Origin of the sequence: Vibrio sp. B1REV9 (assembly GCF_905175395.2) — a bacterium.
GTDB lineage: Bacteria > Pseudomonadota > Gammaproteobacteria > Enterobacterales > Vibrionaceae > Vibrio > Vibrio alfacsensis.
On sequence record NZ_HG992745.1, the window covers coordinates 1342490 to 1358308 of the forward strand.

Here is a 15819-nt window from a genome sequence, read left to right on the forward strand (position 1 = left end):
ATTAATAAAATGTAAAACCCAAAGTTGGATAAAAAGTGATCTCAGTAGAGTTAAAATTCTAAAGTTGGGATTTGAGTGGTGATTTCTTCGCCAGTTAACCAGTTTATGCTGCGGTTCAATTTAAATCTGTTGCTTCGCTATCGACACTAATTCTCGTTTGTGGGTAAACTCAGAGTAATGAAATGTTAGATGCACGATTTGCATCGGAACAATTTGCTCGGTGAGAGGCTTAGTTTCTTCGCTGAAGCTGAAATAATAAAGAGAACGTCTTATGTACCAAGATCTGATTAGAAGTGAATTAACAGAAGCTGCTGAAGTTCTGAATAAGTTTTTAAGTGATGATCACAACATCGCGCAAATTGAAGCAGCAGCAAAAATGATTGCCGACTCCTTTAAGCAAGAAGGCAAAGTGTTGTCATGTGGTAACGGTGGTTCTCATTGTGATGCGATGCATTTTGCTGAAGAATTGACAGGCCGTTACCGTGAAAATCGTCCTGGTTACGCGGGTATTGCGATTTCAGATCCAAGCCACCTTTCATGTGTAAGTAACGACTTTGGTTACGATTTCGTCTTTTCTCGTTACGTAGAAGCGGTTGGCCGTAAAGGTGATGTGTTGTTTGGCCTATCAACATCGGGTAACTCAGGCAACATTCTTAAAGCGATCGAAGCGGCGCAAGCGAAAGGGATGAAGACCATCGCACTTACTGGTAAAGATGGTGGCAAAATGGCGGGCCTGGCAGATATTGAAATCCGCGTACCGCATTTTGGTTACGCAGATCGTATTCAGGAAGTGCACATTAAGATCATTCACATCATCATTCAGTTGGTTGAAAAAGAGATGGAATAAATTTGACTTCGAGGTCGAAATATCGATCTCGTCGTTTTGAGGTAAGGAGTTCGTTAAACCATGTGTGAATTGCTCGGAATGAGCGCAAATGTCCCGACGGATATTTGTTTCAGTTTTACAGGATTGATGCAGCGCGGCGGCCGCACAGGGCCACACCGTGATGGTTGGGGAATTACTTTCTATGAAGGGAAAGGGTTTCGCACATTTAAAGATCCAAACCCAAGTTGTGACTCAAAAATTGCTGAATTGGTGCAAAACTATCCGATAAAAAGTCGTGCCGTGATCAGTCATATTCGTCAAGCAAACCGTGGTGGGGTGAACTTAGAAAATACCCACCCGTTTACGCGAGAGCTTTGGGGGCGTTACTGGACGTTTGCACATAATGGTCAGCTAACTGATTATCAAGACTTGCAGACTGGGCGTCATCGTCCGGTAGGGCAAACAGACAGTGAGTTGGCTTTTTGCTGGTTACTCAAACAGATGGAAGATATGTATCCAGAGCCTCCACAGGATATGGAGTCTGTATTTATCTATGTAGCGGCGTGTTGCGATAAGTTGAGAGAAAAGGGTGTGTTTAACATGCTACTCAGCGACGGTGAGTTTGTGATGACTTACTGTACTAATCATCTTTACTGGATCACTCGTCGTGCGCCATTTGGTAAAGCTGCGCTATTAGATGAAGATGTCGAGATTAACTTCCAAGAAGAGACGACGCCGCACGATGTGGTTTCAGTGATTGCGACTCAGCCACTTACAGGTAACGAGACATGGCAGCGCATGAAGCCGGGCGAGTACGGGTTGTTTCATGTTGGTGAGATGGTACTCAATAATGCAAAGGCGTTATTGGATGTCCCATTTGCTGCGCCGAAGCCGGGTAACCAAGCTCCGACTGATCCATTGGAGTGATGGTTTCTGATACTGAATACTTAGATAAAGCTCGCTTAATCGCGAGCTTTATTTTTGCGTCTGGTGTTTGGAATTGAGCGTTACTCGGTGGCGTAGCCGTGTTCACCAAGCTCAAAACCATCGAGGTACGCTTTGCCATCTCTCATTGTGAGCCTTTCATCTACTAACCACTTTGTGACCATAGGGTAAATGGTATGCTCTTGCGTTTGTACACGAGCGGTAAGAGCATCAGCATTATCATATTCAAATACAGGTACTTTGGCTTGCAATATTACTGGACCACCATCGAGCTCTTCTGTAACAAAATGAACGCTAGTACCGTGCTCTTTGTCACCGGCATCAATAGCGCGCTGATGAGTGTTTAGGCCGGGATACTTTGGCAGAAGAGATGGGTGAATATTGATCATCTTACCTAAATAGTGTTGAACAAACGCACTGCTAAGAATGCGCATGTAGCCGGCGAGGACAATCACATCAGGTTGGTATTCATCGATTTGCTTCATCAACTCAGCATCAAATTTTTCGCGAGATTCGAATGCGTTAGGATTGATAAAGTGACCGTTCACATCAAAAAGCTTTGCACGCTCTAAACCATAAGCTTGGGCTTTATTGGAGAACACAGCTGCGACTTGTGCATTTGGCATGTTGGCTTCACAGGATTCAAGTATTGCTTGTAGGTTGCTGCCATTACCAGAAATGAGGACCACGATGTTTTTCATGATGTTGTGACTGCCTTATTTGATGTTGTGATTGGTATTAGTCTTGCAGACTTGAGATGTGTAGTGATTAAATTACCTACTATTAGAATGGTTTTCGATGTTCCAGATAGCAGAATGAGGACATAGTGTCCTCATTCATATCTTTATGTAGCACAACTCACAAGTTATCGGATTTCAACTTGCTCTTCATTTGCTTCAGCTTGAGCGATTTCACCAATCACCCATGCGTTTTCGCCTTCTTCTTTAAGTAGGGCTACGGCTTCGTCTGCTTGGTCTTTTGGTAGAGCGACGATTAGGCCAACACCACAGTTGAAAGTACGGTACATTTCATGTGTGGTCACGTTGCCTTTTTCTTGTAGCCATTGGAAAATGATCGGCCATTCCCAGCTGCTACCATCGATAACGGCTTTGGTGCCATCAGGCAGTACGCGTGGGATGTTTTCCCAGAAACCACCACCCGTGATGTGAGAAATCGCGTGGATGTCGTGCTTCTCAATCATCTTAAGTGCTGATTTGATGTAAATTTTAGTCGGTTCTAGTAGGTGTTCACCGATAGTGCGACCTGCTAGCTCTTCGTTCTTATCTGCGCCAGAAACTTCAAGGATCTTGCGGATTAGAGAGTAACCGTTAGAGTGTGGACCGCTTGAGCCAACTGCGATTAGTGCATCGCCTGCTGCTACTTTCGTACCGTCGATGACGTCTTCTTTCTCTACTACGCCAACACAGAAGCCTGCAACGTCGTAATCTTCACCTTCGTACATACCTGGCATTTCCGCAGTTTCACCACCAATAAGTGCACAACCTGCTTGAACACAGCCATCAGCAATACCAGAAACCACGTCTGCCGCAGTATCAACGTCTAGTTTGCCAGTCGCATAGTAATCTAGGAAGAAGAGAGGCTCTGCACCTTGTACGATAAGGTCGTTAACGCACATTGCCACTAGGTCAATACCAATAGTGTCGTGCTTGTTCATATCCAAGGCTAAGCGAAGTTTTGTACCGACGCCGTCAGTACCCGAAACCAGTACAGGTTGTTTGTATTTCGTTGGTAATTCACAAAGGGCACCAAAACCACCAATACCACCCATCACTTCAGGGCGACGAGTACGTTTAACCGCACCCTTAATACGATCCACAAGCGCGTTGCCTGCATCAATATCTACACCAGCATCTTTGTAGCTAAGAGAAGAGTTATTACCACTCACAGGGAAGTCCTCGGTATTAAGTTGGATATGAAAACGGCGCTATTCTAACAGTGCTTAAATATAGATAGCAAACGTTTGCGTAAGTTTTTTTCTTTAGCTTCCTATCCTGATTTCCCTTAAAAAATCATGTATAATCTGAAAGTTTGTTTAAATGTTGTCACAAAAGCCGGAGATGGAAATGAAAGTCGTTGAAGTTAAACACCCTCTAGTAAAACACAAAATTGGTCTAATGCGAGAAGGTGATATCAGCACGAAGCGTTTTCGTGAGTTAGCAACCGAAGTCGGTAGTCTTCTAACTTATGAAGCGACAGCAGACTTTGAAACAGAAAAAGTAACCATTGAGGGTTGGAATGGTCCTGTAGAAGTAGACCAAATCAAAGGTAAGAAAGTGACGGTAGTGCCAATCCTGCGTGCAGGCCTAGGCATGATGGATGGCGTTCTTGAGCATATGCCAAGTGCGCGTATTAGCGTTGTTGGTATTTACCGTGACGAAGAAACACTTGAGCCAGTACCTTACTTCAACAAGCTTGCTTCTAACATTGATGAGCGTATTGCTCTTGTTGTTGACCCAATGCTTGCTACGGGCGGCTCTATGATCGCAACGATCGACCTTCTAAAAGAGAAAGGTTGTCAGGCAATCAAAGTTCTTGTTCTTGTTGCGGCTCCTGAGGGCATCGAAGCACTAGAAAAAGCACACCCAGACGTTGAGCTATACACAGCAGCAATCGATGAGAAGCTAAATGACAAAGGTTACATCGTCCCTGGTCTAGGCGACGCTGGTGACAAGATCTTCGGTACTAAGTAATTCTCTGACGTTTTATTAAGATTAAATAGATAAAACAAAGGCTTGGTTTTCACCAAGCCTTTTTCATTTCGCGATTAATCATGGATGTTGATATTGATCACAGTAAGCAAGTGATCAGAGTTAGCGTTATAACAAGCTTAAATGATCAGCTATTTGCTACGTTCGGTATTATGATCGAACAATAAACACGGCCACTGGGATGACCGTGCATGCGAATTACTTCGCTTTTTCTTCTTCCATTTGTGCGTTATCAACGACGTGGTTTTCACCTAAGTCGTTTGGAAGCACAAGGTTAAGAATGATCGCTACGATACCACATAGGCTGATACCTTGAAGGCTGAATTCGCCAATACCAAAAGCCATACCACCGATACCAAAAACAAGCGTCACTGCGACAATCACAAGGTTGCGAGATTTGTGAAGATCCACGTTGTTTTTGATCAATGTGTTTAGGCCGACGGTTGCGATAGAACCGAATAGTAAAATCATGATGCCGCCCATTACAGGCACAGGAATCGTTTGTAGCATTGCGCCTAGCTTACCAACAAGAGCAAGCACGATTGCCGTAATTGCAGCCCAAGTCATGATCACTGGGTTAAACGCTTTGGTCAGCATTACCGCACCGGTTACTTCGCTGTAAGTGGTGTTAGGTGGCGCGCCGACCATAGATGCCGCAATTGTCGCGATCCCGTCACCCGCGATAGTGCGATGAAGACCTGGTTTCTTAAGGTAGTTTTTACCCGTTACGTTAGAGATAGCCAGCATGTCACCGACGTGCTCTACCGCAGGAGCAATTGCAACAGGAATCATAAACAGAATCGCATTGATGTTGAATTCCGGCGCAGTAAAGTTCGGCATTGCAAGCCATGCAGCTTGAGCAACAGGGGTAAAATCTACCACTCCGTACATCAGTGACACGGAGTAACCCGCCACAATACCACCTACAATAGGCACTAACTTTAAGTAGCCTTTAGCAAAGACGCTTAATGCGATAGTTGTAAGCAAAGAGACTGCTGAGATGACGAATGCGGCATCCCCGTTGACCAGCTGTACAGCGCCATCGCCTGATTTACCAATGGCCATGTTTACTGCGGTTGGTGCAAGACCTAGACCGATCACCATGATCACCGGGCCAACAACAACTGGAGGCAAAATTTTGTGGATAAAGCCAACACCACGAACTTTAATCATTGCTCCAAGTGCAACATACACCAAACCTGCCGCCATTAGACCGCCCATGGTTGCACCGATACCCCACGTTTGGATACCGAACATGATAGGAGCAATAAAAGCAAAAGAAGAAGCAAGGAAGATTGGAACGGAACGTTTAGTGATAAGTTGGAAAAGGAGAGTACCAACACCAGCACCGAATAGCGCCACGTTAGGATCGAGGCCAGTAAGCAGTGGCACAAGTACGAGAGCACCAAAAGCGACAAAGAGCATCTGAGCGCCTTGTAACGCGTTTTTCATAATTATTCCCTATTCAAAGATACGCAGACAAATCCGGCGAATATTAGCATTCAGCAATCGATTGCAATGTAGCCTAGATCAAACTTTTGTATTGAATTATAAGGTGAGCGAATGTTTTGTTGCATTAGTGTTCATTAAGTTGGACGGAATATAAACAATTTACTCAGCACGGTTCTTGCTCGCCGTTTGATAGTTGCTTATCATGCGGGTTCTTGTTTAGAGGATTAATAAAACTATGCGCTATTTAGCTCTCTTATTGGTAGGTTGGTTGTCTCTTCCTGTTTATGCACTGACTCAGGTAGATATCTATCGTGCAGAGGTAGCGATCGACGGTGAGCAAAAAGATGGGGAGTCTTTGGCCCGTCAACAGGGTATGAAAGATGTGATTGTGCGTGCAACCGGCAGCCAATCTTCCCTTAGCAACCCAGTGATTGAAAAAGCCGTTGGGACAAGTTCACGTTATATTTCTCAACTTAGTTATGGTCAGGTTGATGGTCAAAATAGCTTGAAGATGCTGTTCAATAGCGATCAAATTCGCTCTCTTCTGACTCAAGCACAATTGCCATTTTGGTCTGCTAACCGTGCGAATATTTTGGTTTGGTTAGTGGAAGAGCATGGCTACGATCGCACAATTACGTGGGAGCATACTGAATCTCCAACTGTTGCAACGTTACGTTCTGCAGCAGAAAACCGTGGCTTACCGATTACAATGCCAGTGGGCGATATTGACGATGTAACCGGCGTGAGTATTTCTGACTTGTGGGGCGGCTTTATTGATCCTATTAGTCAAGCAAGTCAACGCTATCCTGTCGATGCCGTTCTCGTTATTCGAGTGCAAGGCGATAGTATTCGTTGGTCGTTGTATGATCAGTCTCCATCTAAGATTTCCGAGTTACAAATGTCTCCTCGTAGCGGTTCTGCATCCGGTGCGAATGCGATGACCGCAATGGTGAACGGTATTGCTGATTACTACGCGACGAAAAGTGCAGTTATTGTGTCTAGCGAGTCTTCAGAATCGATTGATGTGAAAATATTGAATGTGGCATCAGCAAGAGATTTCTTCAATTTAGAGAATGCGCTGACGCAACTGAATTCTGTCGCATCGACGGAAATCAAGCGCGTACAAGGTAATGAGGTGACGCTGAAAGTGCATCTGTTGGCATCGCAGCAAGCATTTGAGCAAGAAGCTTCTGCAATTTCACAATTGATGGTGTTTGATGACCCACTAGGCGCAGAAGATAACGTTGTTCATGAGTCTGTTTCTCAGCCTAAAGCAGAAGATACATTGCCAGCAGAAGTGGTATCTGTCGATGGCGCTGCAACAGAAGCATCAACATCTGATGCAACCGTCTCTGACGTAGCCGCCACTGAACCCGCAGCCTCTGATGTGACAGAACCATCGGATCTGGAAAACTCGGTAAACAAAGTTGCACAAGAGTCTGTAGAAGCCGTGACGTCACAGCCAGTAGTCACTGAGCCAGTGAAAGAAACGTATGATCTCATTTACGAATGGCGAGCACTTGCTCGTTCTATACCTCAACCAGACCTGACCCCAGTTCCACAGCAAGCATCAGAACGAGAGCTTGGAGATAACCTGGGCTGAGGGATAATTAGCCGATCTTATTGAGATACAATAAAAGAGTCGCGTGATGCGACTCTTTTTGTATCGTTTCATCTTGCTAATACACGGCTGTTTTCTAATGAACGGATGTTTTCTAATACACTAAGGTGAATATCTTGTCCTTAATGCGAGTGCGAATATGACAAAGGCGTATTTGGCAAATTGCGACTTAGCCACTTGGCAGTTTGCCGGAATCTTTATTTGTCTAATCCGTTATTTTTGAATTTGGCTTTTTCTTCTTTTTCCACTTGAGATAATCGTTTGAGTTTCAAGCCTAGCTCTTTACCTCGAGCGCGAGCGAACAAAATATTACCGGCAAAGCCCAACGTAGTGAGCAACAACTCAACGGCAGCGAGCCAACGTTCGCCATCATCAACATACAAGATGGTCAGCGCATGCAGAAAATAAAGCATCAGGACAAAGTTAGCCCAAGCATGTGTGTAAGGTTTTCCTGCAAGGATGCCTGGCAGCGGTAAGAGTAGGGGAATACACCATGCAACAGCTAATGTGGTGCTGTTTAGATGCGGGTGAGGAGAAAGGGCGAGTTGCCAAATCGCAACCCAAGCCAATAACGCCAAATTGCCGAATAACGCCATATAGCGATAGGTTTGGGTGCGGGTACTGAGAGGTGGTTGGTCGATAATGTCAGACATCGATTTACTTATCCTTGAGCTGATACCCTTGCGAGAACCCCTAAGGGATCTGGCGGGTATTACTGGCTTACTTTGAGTTTTTGCGCTGCAGTTGCCAGTCGTTTTCCTAATTGTTGTGCGAGACGAACCTCTTCTGCAGTAAGGCTTGGTTCGTGTCCTACACTGCTTGCCCCGTAAGGCGTACCACCGGACTGTGTGGTGTGCAGTTCTGGCTCTGAGTAAGGTATTCCCAATATCATCATGCCATGATGCAAAAGCGGGAGCATCATACTTTGTTGTGTGCTTTCCTGACCACCATGCATTGATGATGAAGACGTGAAGACACAAGCCGGTTTATCGATAAGCTCACCACTCACCCATAAAGGTGTCGTTTGATCCCAAAAGTGCTTAAGTGGGGCCGCCATATTGCCAAACCATACAGGGCTGCCAAAGGCGAGTCCGTCACATTGTTTCAGTTCTTGTAGAGTAACAATTGGATCAGAAAGGGGATGTGAGTTAGGTGACAAATCTTCAACTGTTCGTAAAATCGCTTCACAATGGGGAGTCGATTCAACTCCCCTTGCGATCTGTCTTGCCAGCTGTTTTGTCGAGCCGTGGCGGCTGAAGTACAAAATGAGGATCTGGCAATCCATCTATAGAATTTCCAAAACTTGCTCTGGCGGACGACCAATTTTTGCTTTGCCGTTTGCAACGACAACTGGACGTTCAAATAGTTTTGGGTTTTGTGCCATTGCTTCAAAAAGTTGCTCATCAGAAACAGATGTCTCACCAAGCGCAAGCTCTTTGTAAATGTCTTCTTTGGTACGCATCATTTCGCGTACTGAAGCGAAACCAAGCTGAGCATAAAGTGCTTTCAGTTGTTCAACATTAAGCGGTGTATCAAGGTATTTAACCACTTCTGGTGTCACACCTTTTTGCTCTAACAATTCGAGTGTTTGACGGCTTTTTGAGCAACGTGGGTTGTGATAAATCACGACTGACATGGTTTTCTCCATTTCGTTATTGTAATGCCATGAATCGATCTCTTTGGATCATTAATTGGTCAATACGAGCATCGTATCGTGCCTGTTGTAAACTGCCTAAATCCGCAATTTTACTTGCTTCGGTATAAAGTTGAATGGCTTTATTCCAGTTCGCTTGCAGAGCTAAAATTTCAGCTCGTGCAGCAAGCTCTTCATCATTAATTCCTAGATCATGATTGCCTTTTGCCAGTAAGTGCCAACCATTGATGTCTTCAGGATAATCGTGTGTGTATCGTTGTAATAGGCGTACGGCGTCTTCGAATTTGTTTGCTTCTAGCAGTGCATTCGCATAGTTGATGGTGAGCACAGTATTCTGCGGATTACGTTTTAACGCTTTGGTTAGCATATCGACGGCTTTTTGTGGCTCTTTCTTCTCGATATACAAATCACTCATCGCATCAAGGTAAAATGGATTCCCTGGGTCTTGTTGTAGTAATTTGGTTAACAATGGTTCCGCTTCACTCAGGCGTTTATTGTCGAGATGCACCAATGCTCGTCCATAATCGAAAGAGGCCGCGATGTCTGGGGACGCTTTTTTCTGTGTCCGCTCAAACCAACTCATTGCCGCTTGTCCGTCGATATTGGCATAACGGGCGACAATACGAGCTCTGGTTAGATGATAATCTATCGACGGCATGATACGCATTGGAGGATAGGCTTGAGCTCGTGCTCGGCTATCAGTGATACGATCTTCTGGTAGTGGGTGCGTTAACAACATTGGTGGTGGCTTACTCGCGTAGCGATACTGGTCAGCTAAGCGGCCAAAAAATCGAGGCATGGCTTGAACTTCAAACCCCGCCTTTGCGAGTGTCGCGATGCCAAAGCGGTCGGCTTCTTTCTCGTTCGAACGTGTGTAGTTGATTTGGCTTTGCATGTTGCCTGCTGTTGCTGCTGTGATGGCTGCCATACCGGCTTGTGGTGAGGCAATGGAAAGCAGTAACCCTGCTGCAAGCGCCGCCATGGTTGCAGGAGAACGACGTGCTTGTTCTTCCATGCTTCGTGCAAGGTGACGTTGAGTGACGTGGGCGATTTCGTGCGCCACAACCGATGCAAGTTCACTCTCTGTTCGGGCGTGTAAAAATAGGCCAGAGTGCAAGGCGACATAACCACCGAAAAATGCAAACGCGTTGATATTGCGATCGCGAATCATAAAGAAGTGGAATGGCGTTTTTACATCATTGGCATTGGCGACCAGGCGATGACCTAAGGAGTCAATGTATGCATTAATAACCGGATCGTTGACGATAGGGCTACTGGCTCTTAGCATGCGCATGTAAGCATCACCAAAGATAAGCTCTTGGTCTATCGTTAAAGTGCCTCCGGCTGCGGTACCAATATCAGGAAGATCTAGGCTGTTCGCGTAGGTCGTCGGTGTACTGAGTGCGGCTGCCAGGCAAATACAAACTAGCGATCGAGTGCGTTTCAACATACGGTGTAAAGATTCTCCAAAATACCGGATATGAGGTGAGTCATGTTCATATTTTATAATCCCTCATACTTTGTGGTCATCCTATAGGATGAATATGCTAGCAGTAAGACCCAAAATAAACGAATTGGTTTCGTAAATTATTGCAGGCAACGCATTGAATTATGAATATTAATGTCACTTATGTATACGTATAAATCACATGAGAAATGCTAGCACCAGCTCAAAAAGCCGTTACAATACCACCCTATCATAAGTGCAGAGCAATACAATGGAATCCATGTTACTTGATTTGCGTGAGCAGCGCTGCCCAATGGCATTGTTGCTTGCTAAACGTCACGCTGCCGATGCGTTTCAAGGAGAAACTCAGCAGTGCTCCCAGTTGATTATTCAAGTAGTGGACAATAGTTCTAAGCAAGATATCGTGAAGTATTTGCGTTCTCAGCAATTCACCGTAGAGTGTGAGTTCACAGGCGAATATTTCACCTTGACCGTTATTAATAAGGAAGCCCCTAACAATGCTTGAGATGGTAACTCGTTGGTATAAGCGACGCTTTTCAGACCCACATGCAGTGAGCCTAGTAGCGATCCTGCTTTTCGGCTTCATCACTATCTATTTTTTCGGGCATTTAATTGCGCCTTTGCTCGTTGCGATTGTTTTGGCCTACTTACTTGAGTGGCCAGTCACACAAATGTGCCGCCTAGGGGTACCTCGAACACTCGCCGTTGTTACCGTTATTTTGATTTTTATTGGCTTGATGTTGATCGCCGTGTTTGGCTTGGTGCCAACCATTTGGACTCAGGTGGGTAACTTAATCAATGATATTCCAAATATGTACAACGGGCTGCAAAAGTTTATTGTTAAGCTGCCACAGCGTTACCCTGAACTGGCAAATCTCGAAATCGTAGAAACGGTGGTGACGAACGCAAAGAACCAAGCTATCGGTTTGGGGGAAAGTGTCGTTAAGGGCTCGCTTGCATCTCTCGTCAGTTTAGCGACGTTGGCAGTTTATTTGATTCTTGTTCCTTTGCTGGTGTTCTTCTTACTAAAAGACAAAGAAGAGATGCTAAGTATGGCAAGTGGCATCATGCCAAAAAACCGTAAGCTAGCGAACAAAGTTTGGCATGAGATGAATGAGCAAATCTCGAATTACATTCGCGGTAAAGTGTTAGAAATTTTGATCGTGGGCAGTGTGAGTTATGTGACGTTTGCGATTCTGGACTTACGTTATTCAGCATTGCTCGCGGTAGCAGTTGGTTTGTCTGTGTTGATTCCTTATATCGGTGCTGCTGCTGTGACAGTGCCAGTTGCGATTGTCGGTCTGTTCCAGTGGGGACTCTCACCGCAGTTCTATTGGTTGCTGGTGGCATACGGCATTATTCAGGCGCTAGATGGAAATGTATTGGTGCCAGTACTGTTTTCTGAGGCAGTAAACCTTCATCCTGTAGCGATTATTGTGGCCGTGTTGGTGTTTGGTGGTTTGTGGGGCTTTTGGGGCGTATTTTTTGCAATCCCATTAGCGACATTGGTGAAAGCGGTCTGGAATGCGCTGCCAAGTACTGAAGAGCATCCACCTATACAACAAGAATAAGCGCGACAGTTATTTTATTAATAAGCCCAGCGATTGCTGGGCTTATTGATGTTAACGTGGTGGCAATTACGCGTTTTCATTCAGGTAGTTGATCACGACTTCGTGGTGATCTTTGGTTTTGAACTTGTTGAATACGTGTTCGATCACGCCGTCCTCGTTGATCAGGAAACTGATGCGGTGAAGTCCGTCGTACACTTTACCCATGAACTTCTTTTCACCCCAAACACCAAACTGTTCTGCAACAGCATGATCTTCATCTGAAAGTAGCGTGAAGTTAAGTTCGTCGCGTTCAATGAATTTACCAAGGCGTTTAACTGGGTCGATACTCACCCCCAACACCACAACATTGTGAGCATCAAGCTCCGCTTTTACATCACGAAGACCTTTCGCTTGTGTCGTACATCCAGGTGTCATTGCTTTAGGGTAAAAGTAAAACAGAACTTTTTTACCTTTGAAATCACCAAGTGATACTGTGTTTCCATCTTGGTCGAGCAAAGAGAAAGCTGGGGCTGGCGTTCCTGCTGTCAGCGTATTCATTGTTATTTTCCTTTACTTATAATGTGTTTTTAATGAAATTGAGAGAACCTTGTACGTTGAGCGACTGGCAAAGTTCATCAAAATCCTCTTGAAGTTGCATTAGATTGCAATCAGCACTAACGGAGGCCGTAATCGCAATGTGAAATTGGTCTACGTCGAGTTGTATTTTTGATTTGCTGATCGTTTGTGCGCTCAGAGAGTCGAGTCCGATGTGCTTATCGGCAAAAAACTGAGTAAACTGTTCAGTCAATCCCATGCGATCTTCTGACTCTATGAATACTTCGATGGTGTAGCTGTTATCAAGAAATTCATGATCGGAAGTTCGCTTCATCATGGTGATGAAATCATGTTCTTGGCCGAGTAAAGGCAACTGGGTTTCTACCCGTGTAATGTTGCTTGCGTTGCCTGTGAGTAGCATGATGAGGGTAAATTCATTACCAAAAATAGCGATACGGCTATCTATAATATTGCAGCCTGCGTGAGTGACGAGCTTAACCACTTGGTTACAAATGCCCGGACGATCCGTTCCAACTGCTGTAAGTACCAGATGTTGCTTCATAAATGAGCTTCTTGTCCTTTTTCCAATAGGCCGATATTAGCACAGAACAATAATAGAAATGTCGAGCGAGTTCTTTTTTTAAGCGAGTTGTTCTAAACCCGGTATTTGAAGTCACTTGGCGATACACTATTTAACTCAATACTGACTTCCGGTCAGAAGCGAGAGAGTATATTTCGCGCCTTGTTTCGCATCGCTTGCGATAGGGCAGTTGAGTTCATGTTAAGGCTTAGAATTCAGCCAAATAGAACAATTAAGTTGCTAGACCTCTAACAACTGATAATTATTCATTCATTTGTACTTTGTAAGCGCCTTTACACACTTGTGTTTTTCAATCGCATTACAGTACCATGCAGAAAGAGATAAATGAGGGAGATGAACATGTTTTCAGGAAGTATCGTAGCGCTGATTACACCATTTAAACCTGATGGTGAAGTGGACCTGGAGGGTCTACAAAAGTTGGTTGAATACCATATCGAAGCTGGTACAGACGGTATTGTGGCAGTCGGCACGACAGGTGAGTCGGCAACCCTAACCATCGAAGAGCATGTAAAGGTCGTAAATAAAACTGTCGAATTCGCCGACGGCCGTATCCCAGTGATTGCTGGTACGGGAGCAAATGCAACCCATGAAGCAGTGACATTCAGTAAATTACTGGCGGATTCTGGAATCGCAGGTTACCTGAGTGTGACGCCTTACTACAACAAACCATCTCAAGAGGGTTTGTTCTTACATTACAAAGCGATCGCAGAAGCAAGTGACGTACCTCTAATTTTGTACAATGTACCGGGTCGTACTGCAGTAGATTTGTTACCTGAGACTGTGGCACGTTTGTCAAAGCTTGATAATATTGTGGCACTTAAAGATGCAACCGGTGATTTAAACCGAGTTGCACTTCATCGTGAACTTTGTGGCGAAGATTTTATCTTACTAAGTGGCGATGATGCGACGGGCCTTGAGTTTGTGAAACTTGGCGGCAATGGCGTTATCTCGGTAACGAACAATATCGCAGCTAAAGACATGGCAGACATGTTCCATTTGGCAAGCGAAGGTAAGTACGACGAAGCAGAAGTCATTAACCAACGTTTAATGACATTGCATAAAAATTTATTTGTTGAATCAAGCCCAATGCCAGTTAAGTGGGCAGCACATAAGCTGGGTTTGATTGATGAAAATAGTCTGCGTCTGCCTTTGACTCCGCTTTCTGAAAAATCAGAGCCGATTGTGGAACAAGCGTTGACTGATGCCGGTATTTACTAAGATTGAGATATTAGGATTGAAGTTGATGCTGAGGGTAAGTTTGCCCTCAGTGTTTTAGGAGTATAAATGAAGCTTTCAAGCCAGTTAGTGTTAAGTTCACTAGCTGTATTCGTGTTGACTGCCTGTTCAGGTGCAGCTAACCAACGTCGTCAAGCAAAGGACGATTTCGAGTATTTGAACACGCCGGCACTGGAAGAGTGGAATGTTCCAGCCGATGCGCAACGTCAGTACTATCCAAATTATACGATTCCGCAAGGTAACTACGCGGGTGGTATCGGTAAACAAGTGGATATTCGTCCACCACAACAAGTTTTAGAGCTTATCCCGGGTGCACGTCTTGATCGAACTAGTGACGGTGAAATCATGCTTTGGCTACTTCGCAAAGACGAACTGGATAAAGTTTGGCAAACCGTTCAAGACATGGTGGCAAACAACAAAATACCCGTTGAAAACCAAACGGATTCGCGTATCGAAACGGGCTGGGTGACGTGGAACTCTCCAGATGAAGATGTTGAGATCGGCAGTCGCTATGAAATTACTCGTACCGAAGCAAATGGTCGTCATGGTTTTAAAGTGAGCTTGATTGACTGGCGTGAGGGTAACCAAGTTACAGAAGTTACGCGAACTAACCGTGAGCGTTATAATGTCTTCATGACAAACCTAGTGACCGCTCGTTATGACCAGCAAGTTCGCGAAGAAGCTGAGCGTAAAGCGCAAGAGCTTGTTAAGCATATCCCAATCACGATGGGCAAAGATCGCAGTGGTCTTCCAGTGATTATTGCTCGTACTCCATACAATACCTTGTGGCAACGTGTCCCAAATATCTTGCCTAAGATGGGCTTTAAGATTGAAGAGCGTAGCCAATCTCAAGGTACGGTTTCGGCGGTTTATGCTTCGCCAGATGATGAGTTTTGGAATGATATTGGCGTGAAGCCGATTGACCTCGGGCCAGGTAAGTACACGTTCTTACTCGGTGATTTAGGTAACCGTACGTCTATCAACATCACGGATTCGTCAGGTAAACCGGTAGAAGAAGAATTCTTGAAATCACTAGAGCCAGTATTGGCTGCCGTTGTGAAAGAATAATTCGAGCCACACTGATAAACACTTGCTTATAAACAAAAGGGACCAATCGGTCCCTTTTTTGATGGATTTTTGTGGGGTACTGGTTTCTGAATAAGACCGAGGTTCTGAATAACA

Annotated in this window: 17 protein-coding genes; 8 read left to right on the forward strand and 9 right to left on the reverse strand. The window is 44.8% G+C overall.

The window, feature by feature from the left end; translation table 11 throughout:
• Positions 1-271 precede the first annotated feature (271 nt).
• Both lpcA and KHN78_RS11715 read left to right on the forward strand, forming a co-directional pair.
• Positions 272-847, forward strand: a complete 576-nt coding sequence (gene lpcA, locus KHN78_RS11710) for a D-sedoheptulose 7-phosphate isomerase (RefSeq protein ID WP_128810400.1) — start codon at positions 272-274, stop codon at positions 845-847.
• 60 nt (positions 848-907) lie between these two features.
• Positions 908-1753 carry a class II glutamine amidotransferase gene (locus KHN78_RS11715; protein ID WP_128810401.1) on the forward strand — a complete coding sequence of 282 codons (846 nt, stop codon included), beginning with the start codon at positions 908-910 and terminating at the stop codon, positions 1751-1753.
• Between the two features lie 80 nt (positions 1754-1833).
• Here KHN78_RS11715 and purN read toward each other — a convergent pair whose 3' ends face one another.
• Together purN and purM are read right to left on the reverse strand one after the other, a co-directional pair.
• Positions 1834-2472 (reverse strand): phosphoribosylglycinamide formyltransferase, encoded by a 639-nt coding sequence (purN, locus tag KHN78_RS11720; protein WP_211916158.1) that lies wholly within the window; start codon positions 2470-2472, stop codon positions 1834-1836.
• A 164-nt stretch (positions 2473-2636) separates the two neighbouring features.
• The gene (purM, locus tag KHN78_RS11725) at positions 2637-3677 is read right to left on the reverse strand and encodes a phosphoribosylformylglycinamidine cyclo-ligase (protein WP_211916159.1); all 1041 of its coding nucleotides are present in this window, start codon (positions 3675-3677) and stop codon (positions 2637-2639) included.
• A 178-nt stretch (positions 3678-3855) separates the two neighbouring features.
• On the opposite strand from purM, the gene upp reads away from it, so the two are divergent.
• Positions 3856-4482, forward strand: a complete 627-nt coding sequence (gene upp, locus KHN78_RS11730; protein WP_005445324.1) for a uracil phosphoribosyltransferase — start codon at positions 3856-3858, stop codon at positions 4480-4482.
• A gap of 216 nt (positions 4483-4698) precedes the next feature.
• Here the strand turns inward: upp and KHN78_RS11735 are convergent, their stop codons facing one another.
• Positions 4699-5952: a uracil-xanthine permease family protein gene (locus tag KHN78_RS11735; RefSeq protein WP_128810404.1), complete on the reverse strand. Its 1254-nt coding sequence runs from the start codon at positions 5950-5952 to the stop codon at positions 4699-4701.
• Positions 5953-6187: 235 nt separating this feature from the next.
• On the opposite strand from KHN78_RS11735, the gene KHN78_RS11740 reads away from it, so the two are divergent.
• Positions 6188-7555, forward strand: a complete 1368-nt coding sequence (locus tag KHN78_RS11740; RefSeq protein WP_211916160.1) for a DUF2066 domain-containing protein — start codon at positions 6188-6190, stop codon at positions 7553-7555.
• Between the two features lie 215 nt (positions 7556-7770).
• On the opposite strand, the gene KHN78_RS11745 is transcribed toward KHN78_RS11740, so the two are convergent.
• The 4 genes from KHN78_RS11745 to KHN78_RS11760 are packed head-to-tail and all read right to left on the reverse strand — an operon-like array spanning position 7771 to position 10677.
• Positions 7771-8226, reverse strand: a complete 456-nt coding sequence (locus KHN78_RS11745; protein WP_211916161.1) for a DUF2069 domain-containing protein — start codon at positions 8224-8226, stop codon at positions 7771-7773.
• Positions 8227-8285: 59 nt separating this feature from the next.
• Positions 8286-8858, reverse strand: a complete 573-nt coding sequence (gene wrbA, locus KHN78_RS11750; RefSeq protein WP_211916162.1) for an NAD(P)H:quinone oxidoreductase — start codon at positions 8856-8858, stop codon at positions 8286-8288.
• Positions 8859-9209, reverse strand: a complete 351-nt coding sequence (gene arsC, locus KHN78_RS11755) for an arsenate reductase (glutaredoxin) (protein WP_211916163.1) — start codon at positions 9207-9209, stop codon at positions 8859-8861.
• Between the two features lie 16 nt (positions 9210-9225).
• Positions 9226-10677, reverse strand: coding sequence for a tetratricopeptide repeat protein (locus tag KHN78_RS11760; protein WP_211916164.1), 1452 nt, complete (start codon positions 10675-10677; stop codon positions 9226-9228).
• Between the two features lie 277 nt (positions 10678-10954).
• Between KHN78_RS11760 and KHN78_RS11765 the strand changes: the two genes are divergently transcribed.
• Positions 10955-11200 carry a sulfurtransferase TusA family protein gene (locus tag KHN78_RS11765; protein WP_211916542.1) on the forward strand — a complete coding sequence of 82 codons (246 nt, stop codon included), beginning with the start codon at positions 10955-10957 and terminating at the stop codon, positions 11198-11200.
• On the forward strand, positions 11193-12266 hold the full coding sequence (locus tag KHN78_RS11770; RefSeq protein WP_128810410.1) for an AI-2E family transporter: 1074 nt from the start codon (positions 11193-11195) through the stop codon (positions 12264-12266). The genes KHN78_RS11765 and KHN78_RS11770 overlap by 8 nt, the downstream gene beginning before the upstream one ends.
• Positions 12267-12332: 66 nt before the next feature.
• Here the strand turns inward: KHN78_RS11770 and bcp are convergent, their stop codons facing one another.
• A complete protein-coding gene (gene bcp, locus KHN78_RS11775) occupies positions 12333-12803 on the reverse strand; it encodes a thioredoxin-dependent thiol peroxidase (RefSeq protein ID WP_128810411.1) in 471 nt (156 codons plus the stop codon).
• 16 nt (positions 12804-12819) lie between these two features.
• Complete coding sequence (locus KHN78_RS11780; RefSeq protein ID WP_211916165.1) at positions 12820-13362, reverse strand: glycine cleavage system protein R; 543 nt, start codon at positions 13360-13362, stop codon at positions 12820-12822.
• Between the two features lie 378 nt (positions 13363-13740).
• Between KHN78_RS11780 and dapA the strand changes: the two genes are divergently transcribed.
• Together dapA and bamC are read left to right on the forward strand one after the other, a co-directional pair.
• Positions 13741-14619, forward strand: a complete 879-nt coding sequence (gene dapA, locus KHN78_RS11785) for a 4-hydroxy-tetrahydrodipicolinate synthase (RefSeq protein ID WP_211916167.1) — start codon at positions 13741-13743, stop codon at positions 14617-14619.
• Positions 14620-14685: 66 nt separating this feature from the next.
• The gene (bamC, locus tag KHN78_RS11790) at positions 14686-15705 is read left to right on the forward strand and encodes an outer membrane protein assembly factor BamC (RefSeq protein ID WP_211916169.1); all 1020 of its coding nucleotides are present in this window, start codon (positions 14686-14688) and stop codon (positions 15703-15705) included.
• Positions 15706-15819 lie beyond the last annotated feature (114 nt).

What these genes read in the sequence shown, in the direction of transcription:
- lpcA (WP_128810400.1), top strand. Translation starts at nt 272, where the DNA reads ATGTACCAAGATCTGATTAGAAGTGAATTAACAGAAGCTGCTGAAGTT.
- KHN78_RS11715 (WP_128810401.1), top strand. Translation starts at nt 908, where the DNA reads ATGTGTGAATTGCTCGGAATGAGCGCAAATGTCCCGACGGATATTTGT.
- purN (WP_211916158.1), bottom strand. Translation starts at nt 2,472, where the DNA reads ATGAAAAACATCGTGGTCCTCATTTCTGGTAATGGCAGCAACCTACAA.
- upp (WP_005445324.1), top strand. Translation starts at nt 3,856, where the DNA reads ATGAAAGTCGTTGAAGTTAAACACCCTCTAGTAAAACACAAAATTGGT.
- KHN78_RS11735 (WP_128810404.1), bottom strand. Translation starts at nt 5,952, where the DNA reads ATGAAAAACGCGTTACAAGGCGCTCAGATGCTCTTTGTCGCTTTTGGT.
- KHN78_RS11740 (WP_211916160.1), top strand. Translation starts at nt 6,188, where the DNA reads ATGCGCTATTTAGCTCTCTTATTGGTAGGTTGGTTGTCTCTTCCTGTT.
- KHN78_RS11745 (WP_211916161.1), bottom strand. Translation starts at nt 8,226, where the DNA reads ATGTCTGACATTATCGACCAACCACCTCTCAGTACCCGCACCCAAACC.
- wrbA (WP_211916162.1), bottom strand. Translation starts at nt 8,858, where the DNA reads ATGGATTGCCAGATCCTCATTTTGTACTTCAGCCGCCACGGCTCGACA.
- arsC (WP_211916163.1), bottom strand. Translation starts at nt 9,209, where the DNA reads ATGTCAGTCGTGATTTATCACAACCCACGTTGCTCAAAAAGCCGTCAA.
- KHN78_RS11760 (WP_211916164.1), bottom strand. Translation starts at nt 10,677, where the DNA reads ATGTTGAAACGCACTCGATCGCTAGTTTGTATTTGCCTGGCAGCCGCA.
- KHN78_RS11765 (WP_211916542.1), top strand. Translation starts at nt 10,955, where the DNA reads ATGTTACTTGATTTGCGTGAGCAGCGCTGCCCAATGGCATTGTTGCTT.
- KHN78_RS11770 (WP_128810410.1), top strand. Translation starts at nt 11,193, where the DNA reads ATGCTTGAGATGGTAACTCGTTGGTATAAGCGACGCTTTTCAGACCCA.
- bcp (WP_128810411.1), bottom strand. Translation starts at nt 12,803, where the DNA reads ATGAATACGCTGACAGCAGGAACGCCAGCCCCAGCTTTCTCTTTGCTC.
- KHN78_RS11780 (WP_211916165.1), bottom strand. Translation starts at nt 13,362, where the DNA reads ATGAAGCAACATCTGGTACTTACAGCAGTTGGAACGGATCGTCCGGGC.
- dapA (WP_211916167.1), top strand. Translation starts at nt 13,741, where the DNA reads ATGTTTTCAGGAAGTATCGTAGCGCTGATTACACCATTTAAACCTGAT.
- bamC (WP_211916169.1), top strand. Translation starts at nt 14,686, where the DNA reads ATGAAGCTTTCAAGCCAGTTAGTGTTAAGTTCACTAGCTGTATTCGTG.